We start from the raw sequence: 7,508 nt of genomic DNA on the forward strand, positions 1-7,508 counted from the left end.
CCGGAAGTTTTCCGCGGCCTTTATGCCTCCAGCGACTTGATCAAAGCATGGACGGGAGGCGAACCATCCCCCGTGCGATGGATTACTCGGAACGGCATGCTGCCGACCGAATGGGCCGAAGATATCCAGGTGCCGATCAGCAACGTCGCGTTCAAGGCCAATCGAGCCGATTGTCAGATCGAGGCGCTTCGCAAGGGGGTCGGCATATCCGCTCTTCCCTGCTTTGTAGGAGATACGGAGCCAACGCTGAGCAGAGTTCCCGGTGCCAGTCTCAAACATCGCGGTGCGCTATGGCTGCTCACGCAAGGCGAGACCAGAAAGTCGAAGCGAGTTCGTCTTTTTATCGATTTCATGAAAACGCGGCTACCGGGCCACGCGGCAGCCTTGGCGGGACAAAGGGCCGGCGAGACCGACTCGCAGGGAGCGCTCTCCGACGAGCTTTGAGGATACTGCTGTCCGTCCCGGCCGCAACTCGGCGCTGGCCCGCCCGGTTTTTCGCAGATTTGGTAATTTCCCGAAGCTGGCCCGCCCCTTTTGGGAGCGGGCGGGGTTCGGCTGCGCTTACGGAGTTGGAATAACGCGATTTTCTGCCGGACAAAGACCCGGCGACCATTTCAATCGATGGTGGGATATTTCGATATCCGCTGTGCAGATTCCATCCATTTCGACTGCTTTCCCGGCTGATAAGCTACCTCCGCAAACAGAAAAATATGAGGGGAGAGACCGTGAGCCTTCAAAAGCTAGTATCCATTTCGTCGATGGCGATCGCCATCTGTGTATCGCAAAGTGCATATGCGCAAACCGTCGCCAGCGACGCGGATGCGACGGGCGAGAGCCAGTCCGGGGTCGTCGAGACCGAGCAAGCCGCAGCGCCGGATCGCCCAGCCGAAGCGGACGTGGGCGACATCGTTGTTACCGCGAACAAACAGTCACAAAGCCTGCAACGGACGCCGGTCGCCATCACCGCGATCGCCGGCTCGCAGCTTGTCGAACGCGGGATCACCGATCTTCGCGCGGTGCAAGCGTTCGTTCCGTCCGTTCGGTTCCAGAAGCAAAGCATCGTCACGGAAATTTATATCCGCGGCGTTGGGGCGACCCAGGATCATGCGCAATTCGATCCCCCAACCTCGATCTATTTCAATGGCATCTATATGCCGCGGGAGGTGGCCGGCGCGCCATTTTACGATATCCAGCAGGTCGAGGTTCTGCCCGGACCGCAGGGAACGCTCTACGGGAGAAGCTCGCTTGGCGGCGTCGTGACGGTGAATTTCAATCGTCCAACGCAAAAGGACGAGACGGGCTTCATCGTCGAGGCGGGAAATTACTCGCTATTCCATCTGTCGGCGATGCAAAATGTCAGCGTCAGCGACACTTTGGCGATCCGCGGGGCGTTCGACTTCGATCGGCATAATGGATATCTGAAATCGGGCTCGGAAAACAAGGAAGACTGGAGCGGCCGGCTGTCGCTTCTCTATACACCGACGGACAGCGTCAGCGCGTATCTTTGGGGGATGGTCGGCGACACGCATGCCAAGGGCACGAACGCGGTCGCGGTCGGGATACACCCCGACGGAACGATCGATCCAGGCACGTTTCTGCAGAGCGATCCGTGGAACGACCTGCTCCCGCCCTCGGTGCTTGCACAATCTCCATTCGGCCAGCCGGCCGCGCAGCCGATGAGCTACAAAAATCGAATTATCGGCGGCGAGATCACCATCGGACTGAACGACAATCTGACGCTGACCTACATACCCTCCTATCTCAAATTCTACTCAAGCAGCTCGTTCGCTCTTAGTGGACTTCCCAATATTCAGCGGATCAATTTCGAGCAGACCACACACGAATTGCGGCTGTCTGGCAAGAGCGGCTGGGGCAACTGGCTGATCGGCGCTTATGGCTATTATATGACCAGTTCAGGTCAGATGTACGTGGGAAGCTACGATACCTCGGGCATCCCGGTAACGCTGGTCGACCGCAACCGCCTCAAGGGCGCGGCGGTCTTCGGGCAGGGCACAGTCGACATCAGCGACTCGCTGAGGCTCACCGTCGGAGCGCGGTATGGCGCGGACGATCGCACCGGACGCGGGCCCGATTCCGGGGGACCGGGGCTAGCGCCCTATAGTTTCAGCAAGAGCTATCACCGGTTCGACTATAAGGTCGGCCTGGACTATGACGTCCTTCCCCACATGATGGTCTACGCTGCTGTTCAGACCGGTTATCAACCGGGAACCTACAACACTTTCGCAAGCACACCGACGATCAGCAACGAGGTGAATCCGGCAAAGCTGACGGCCTATACGGCTGGCTTTAAGAGCCGGATGTTCGACGGGATGCTGCAGGTCAACAGCGAGTTTTTTTACTATGATTATCGGGGGCTCTTCGTGGCCGCCTACAACGCATTCCTTTCCCAGACCCAAACCTTCAATGCCGACAAGACCGCCATTTACGGTGATCAGACGGACGTCGTTTTCAAACCGTCGTCTACTGACCAACTGACGCTGTCGCTCGGATATCTGCACGCCCGCTACAAGCGCTTCACGCTTCCGGACGGCTCGGCGGATTTCGACGGCTACCAGCTTCAGTTTGCGCCGGACTGGACCGTCAGCGGCGGCTATTCGCATGATTTCGATCTCTCCAAGGGCTATGTAAGGGCGAATGTGAGCGGTCGCTACGAGAGCCGGTTCTACGCCGATTACGCGCATACGCCGGGCGCGCTGCAGAAGGCGTATTTGAAAGCCGATGCTTCACTGACTTATTACGACAATGATGAGCGCTGGAGCCTGGGCCTCTGGATCAAGAACATAACGAACAAGGCCGTGATCGCGGCTGCGGGAGCCGGGTCGAGTTTTCCAGCGAACCCGAATGCGGCGACGGCCTTCCTCGAGGATCCAAGAACCTATGGCATGCGCGCTACGCTGAAGTTCTGATAGGGTTTGGCTGAAAGAGTGCAGGAGCCGCCGCGCGAGACGGGTGCGCGGCGGCTCAGCGCAGGGGTGGCGGGACTATCGCTTCCTGCCCGCGCGCAATTCCGCCTCGGCAAGGGGCCGCGCAGGTTGACAGGAGTTCCGCGTTGTCACGCGCCCGCCCGAAGGGTTGGCGATACTCCGTCTCGATGGCGATTGGAGGGGTAATGAATTTCAATGGTATCAGCGAACGGGCGGCACTCGATCCCGGCGGCTTCTGGCTCGAAGCAGCGCGAGACCTTGACTGGTCACATTTTCCGACGGCCGCTTATGATACCACGCACGATATCTGGTTCCCGGATGGCCGGATCAACACCTGCTTCAATGCGGTCGACCGGCACGTCGATGCAGGCCGGGGCGCATCGACCGCGCTCATCTACGAAAGCCCAGTTACCGGGACGTCCGCGACGTTCACATTCGCCGAACTTCAGGAGAAAGTCGCCCAAACGGCTGGCATGATCGCAGCGGCGGGCGTTGCGAGGGGCGATCGTGTCGTCATCTATATGCCGATGATACCCGAGGCGGTGTTCGCAATCTTGGCGTGCGCCCGGATCGGCGCAGTACATTCGGTGGTTTTCGGTGGCTTTGCCGCCCCCGAACTGGCCAAAAGGATCGACGACTGCGAGCCCGTGCTTGTGCTGAGCGCCTCATGTGGCTTCGAGCCCGGCCGCACGATCGCCTACAAGCCGCTGCTCGACGATGCGCTGCGCCTTGCGCGGCACAAAGCGCCTACAACGATCATTTTTCAGCGGGAAGAACTGCCCGCCGAGTTGACGGCGGGCCGCGACCGGGACTGGGCAGAGGCCTGTGCTGAGGCGCCGCCCGCTTCATGCCTTCCCCTGGCGTCCCACGATCCTCTCTATATACTGTACACCTCGGGAACGACGGGAGCGCCGAAAGGCGTCGTACGCGACAATGGCGGCCACGCCGCCGCCCTGCATTGGTCAATGCGTAACATCTATGGCGTCGAGGCAGGCGATGTTTTTTGGGCTGCGTCCGACATCGGCTGGGTCGTGGGTCATAGCTATATCGTGTATGGCCCCTTGCTGAAGGGATGCGCGACCATCCTTTTCGAAGGTAAGCCGGTCGGCACACCCGGCGCCGACATCTTCTGGAGATTGATCGACAAGCATCGGGTCAACGTGCTGTTCACCGCCCCGACGGCGATCCGGGCAATTCGCCGCGCAGACCCCGAGGGCCGGATGGTGGAGACGGCATCGCGGGTTTCGCTTCGCGCTCTTTTCCTCGCAGGCGAATATGCCGATCCCGATACGCTCCGATGGATCGCCCAAAAGTTGGGCGTGCCCGTCGTCGATCACTGGTGGCAAACCGAACTTGGATGGCCGGCGATAGCGACGTGCATCGGTCTTGGTGAAAAGGAAACCCGCTTGGGCAGCGCCGGCCATGCCGTTCCCGGATACCGGTTCAAGATTCAGGACGACGATGGGAGGCAAATTCCCGCTAGCGTATCCGGAAACCTGCTCATCGAGAGGCCCCTGCCGCCCGGAGCGTTTCGCTCGCTATGGAAAGATCCGGAAGCATTCGAAAAAGCCTTCGCCGATTTTCCCGGCCATTACCGGACAGGCGATGCCGGAATGATCGACGCCGACGGCTTCATTCACATCCTAGGCCGCACCGACGATATCATCAACGTCGCCGGGCATCGCCTCTCGACCAGCCAGATCGAGGAGATCGTCGCCCGCCACCCTCATGTCATCGAATGCGCCTTTGTGGGCGCCGCCGACAAGTTGAAGGGCGAGATGCCAATGGGGTTTGTCGTCACGCGTCCCGGCGCGGTGGATCTGGCGGAACTGCGTAGCGACCTGACGACGTCGATCCGCGGCACCATCGGTCCAATTGCAAGCCCGCGCGCCATTGTCTTCGTCGAGGCGCTGCCAAGGACCCGCTCCGGAAAGACATTGAGGAAGATTCTGCGCGATCTCGTCAACGGAGTCGGGATCGACATACCGCAGACCATCGAAGATCCCGGTGTCGTCGCCGCCGTCGTTGCCGCCGCCGCCAGGCAGCAAGAATAGCGGTCTGACGCTCCGTCCCGCTGCCTCCGAAAGCGTTCAGATACCGGTCCGATCGTGACGCCGGGCGCCGGCCAGCCTCGCCAGAAGTGAGCCATCAATCGGGTTGCGGGCCCGACCTCGCCCCGGGACGGGAGAGACCTAGAGGCAGGGCCGCGCCGGAGCCCGACCTGGTTTGTCGCGTTGAACGCCCGAGCCGTTTGGTTCCCAAATGGCGCCCGCGGCGCGGCGCGGCAGTCGGAAGTTGCGATAGGCGCGATACAAATTTCCACCGCCTGATCCGCGAAAGACTATAAGGGGCGGTGTCGGAGAACTCAAAGGTCTCGGCCCTTAAGCCGCGTCACCGGACCCTATTTTCAATAGCGCCAATCCCGTCGATCTCGCACCGTACAACATCGCCGCTGCCGAGGAAGCGAGGGGGCGACATCGCAAATCCCACCCCTGCGGGGGTGCCAGTCGCTATCAGATCACCAGGCTCGAGCGTGAAAGCTGTCGATAGATAGGCGATCTGATCCGCGACGCCGAATATCATCTCCGAGGTGTGAGCCTCTTGCCGGATCTCTCCATTCACAAGGGCGCGAAGACGAAGATCCTGGGGATCCGGGATTTCATCGGCGGTGACGATCCAGGGGCCGATCGGGCCATGGGTATCGAATGATTTTCCCATCGTGACGGTCGGCGAGTGAAACTGCCAATCGCGCGCCGACACATCATTGGCGACGAAATAGCCGAAGACATGATCGAGCGCATCGCCCGCACTCACCCGCTTGGCCGCGCGCCCGATCACCACGCCGAGTTCGACTTCATAGTCGAGCTGCTCGGATACGCCCGGCTCGATGAAGTCGGAGGGGCCGACAATACAGCTCGTCTGCTTGTTGAACCAGCGCTGCTGCCCCGGTGAGGGCGGATCGATTTCCTTAATCTCTCCGCGGTGAGCACGATAGTTCAATCCGATGGCCAGATATTTGCCCGGTCGTTCAATGGGAGGAAGCAAGCGGACGGTATCGAGGGAGTGCGCCGGACTCCCGGCATGCGCGCGCACGAGCGCCAGGCCTTCCTCCCCGGCCACGATGATCTCGTGCATGCTGTTGAAAGGGAGACCCGCGGCGATCAGATCGACAACCTCGTTTCCGCGGATCAACCCCAGAGTTTCTCGTCCCGATCCGATAAATCTCGCGAGCTTCATTTCCGGCTCCATGGACGACTACTGTGGTGGCCACCAATCTAGGGCGGGCGCCAAGCATGCTAATGGTGCAATTACGCACAGCCGGTGTCGAAAATGACTCAGTCCCAACAGGGCTATCTCGTGCCAATGTAGGGCGGGAGAAGAAGGCGCTGGTGAGCGTCGTCATTTTCGTCAATTCGGGAGAGCGATATGGGCAAGGTCGACATCACGCACGTTGCGGTGGTTGCCACCGATTTGCAGGCGTCCATCGACTGGTACACAAATCTTTTCGGCGCCAATAATATCGAGCCGACCCCAAGCATGAAACTCAGCAGCGGTGCGGCATGGTTCAAGATCGGCCGGGTGGGGCTGCATCTCGCGCAATGGCACGAGCGCTCGACCGTCGGTGTCAACCATTTCGGTATCGGCGTCACCGATCCGCAGCTGTTCCACGACATTTACAGGAAAGCGGCGGAGAACGGATATTTCGACAGTCGCCTTGGATCGCATATCTATGAGATCCCCAGCGGCGAAGTTCAAATGTTCATGCTCGATCCGTCGGGTAACATCGTCGAGGTCGATTTCCCTGATGCCTCGCAGATCGATCGATCGATCATAACCGACCTTCCGCGCGTGGTGGATGTCTTTCAACCGCAACCCGAGAGAGCGGCTGAAGGCAAGCTCTTCCAATAACGCGCGGCCCGAATTTCAACAGGAGATTTAATCCATGGGTAAGATTGCCGAACTCGCCGCCGATCGGTTCAAGTGGCTGAGGCGGGGCGAGACGCCGACTCCGATCTCGACGGAGATCATCGCACGGTTCAAGAAGCTTGGCGATCTGTCCAGCACTGTCTCGGACGTTCTCGACGGGATGGGGATCGCCGGCGCGGTCGGCGCTTCCAATCTTAAGCCAACGCTGCCGGACCAGCCGATTGTCGGGACTGCGGTGACTGTTCGCAATGCCGCTCTTGCCGGCTCATCCTATGCCAACGCGCTGAAGCAGGAATGGCATATGGCGGAGGTTCTCACCATCGCGGCCGCCGGACCGGGCGACGTCCTCCTGATCGAGGGGGTGCCGCATGTCTCGAACATGGGCGGCCTCATGGCGACGATCGCCAAACACCAGGGCCTCGCAGGGGCCGTCGTAGATGGCGCTGTGCGGGATGTTGGGCAGTCCCGAGCGCTGGGATTCCCTGTCTGGTCGACCGATATCAGCCCGGTGACCGGGAAATGGCGCATCATCACGCGCGAACTCAACGGCGCGATCACCATGGCAGGCGTCAGCGTCCTGCCGGGAGACCTCGTGATTGCAGACGAGACTGGCGTCTGTTTCGTGCCGCGCGACAA

The 7,508-nt window shown here is 60.5% G+C and carries 6 protein-coding genes; 5 read left to right on the forward strand and 1 reads right to left on the reverse strand.

The annotated features are described in order from the left end of the window. The 3 genes from VL202_RS23220 to VL202_RS23230 form a co-directional block, all read left to right on the forward strand. A partial coding sequence (locus VL202_RS23220; RefSeq protein WP_325466421.1) for a LysR substrate-binding domain-containing protein occupies positions 1 to 444 on the forward strand: 444 nt, incomplete at its 5' end. A gap of 281 nt (positions 445 to 725) precedes the next feature. Beyond that, positions 726 to 2,927: a TonB-dependent receptor gene (locus tag VL202_RS23225; protein WP_325466422.1), complete on the forward strand. Its 2,202-nt coding sequence runs from the start codon at positions 726 to 728 to the stop codon at positions 2,925 to 2,927. Positions 2,928 to 3,130: 203 nt separating this feature from the next. Beyond that, positions 3,131 to 4,999 carry an AMP-binding protein gene (locus VL202_RS23230; RefSeq protein ID WP_325466423.1) on the forward strand — a complete coding sequence of 623 codons (1,869 nt, stop codon included), beginning with the start codon at positions 3,131 to 3,133 and terminating at the stop codon, positions 4,997 to 4,999. A gap of 337 nt (positions 5,000 to 5,336) precedes the next feature. On the opposite strand, the gene VL202_RS23235 is transcribed toward VL202_RS23230, so the two are convergent. Beyond that, positions 5,337 to 6,182 carry a fumarylacetoacetate hydrolase family protein gene (locus VL202_RS23235; protein ID WP_325466424.1) on the reverse strand — a complete coding sequence of 282 codons (846 nt, stop codon included), beginning with the start codon at positions 6,180 to 6,182 and terminating at the stop codon, positions 5,337 to 5,339. Positions 6,183 to 6,371: 189 nt separating this feature from the next. Between VL202_RS23235 and VL202_RS23240 the strand changes: the two genes are divergently transcribed. Then, positions 6,372 to 6,854 (forward strand): VOC family protein, encoded by a 483-nt coding sequence (locus VL202_RS23240; RefSeq protein ID WP_325466425.1) that lies wholly within the window; start codon positions 6,372 to 6,374, stop codon positions 6,852 to 6,854. A gap of 34 nt (positions 6,855 to 6,888) precedes the next feature. Further along, on the forward strand, positions 6,889 to 7,508 hold a 620-nt coding region (locus VL202_RS23245), incomplete at its 3' end, for an RraA family protein (RefSeq protein WP_325466426.1).

This window comes from Pararhizobium sp., assembly GCF_035497515.1.
Classification (GTDB): Bacteria; Pseudomonadota; Alphaproteobacteria; order Rhizobiales; family Rhizobiaceae; genus Pararhizobium.